Genomic DNA, 427 nt, shown 5'->3' on the forward strand with positions numbered 1-427 from the left:
GGTCAGCACCGACCGCTTCCGCTTCAAGCCCGAGTTCCTGGCCACGCTGTCGCCCGACTCCATCGAGTGGGCGCGCGTGGGCCCGGTGGCGGTGCCGCAGGGCGTGCTGGCGCTGCAGACGCAGGCGATGGACGGCCTCCGGAGCGCCGGCACCGCACGCCGCCGGCTCGAGCTGCCGAACTACCTGCCGGAGAAGGAGCGCAAGGGCGCGATCTCGCTCAACGAGGTCTATGCCACGCTGCAAGGCGCGGTGTGGAGCGAGCTGAAGAGCGGCAAGGAGATCGAGCCGATGCGCCGCAGCCTGCAGCGCGAGCACCTGCGCCGGCTGCAGGCGCTGCTGACGCGCCCGTCGCCGGCGCTGCCGGCCGATGCCATCAGCCTGGCGCGGCTGCAGGCGGTGGAGCTGCAGTTGCAGCTGCGCCAGGCT

General features: G+C 72.8%; 1 protein-coding gene. It reads left to right on the top strand.

The window, feature by feature from the left end; all coding sequences use genetic code 11:
• On the top strand, positions 1-427 hold a 427-nt coding region (locus tag JMN17_RS21500), incomplete at both ends, for a hypothetical protein (protein WP_202329215.1).

The organism is Bacillus sp. RHFS10, assembly GCF_016757475.1.
Classification (GTDB): Bacteria; Bacillota; Bacilli; order Bacillales; family Bacillaceae; genus Bacillus; species Bacillus subtilis_G.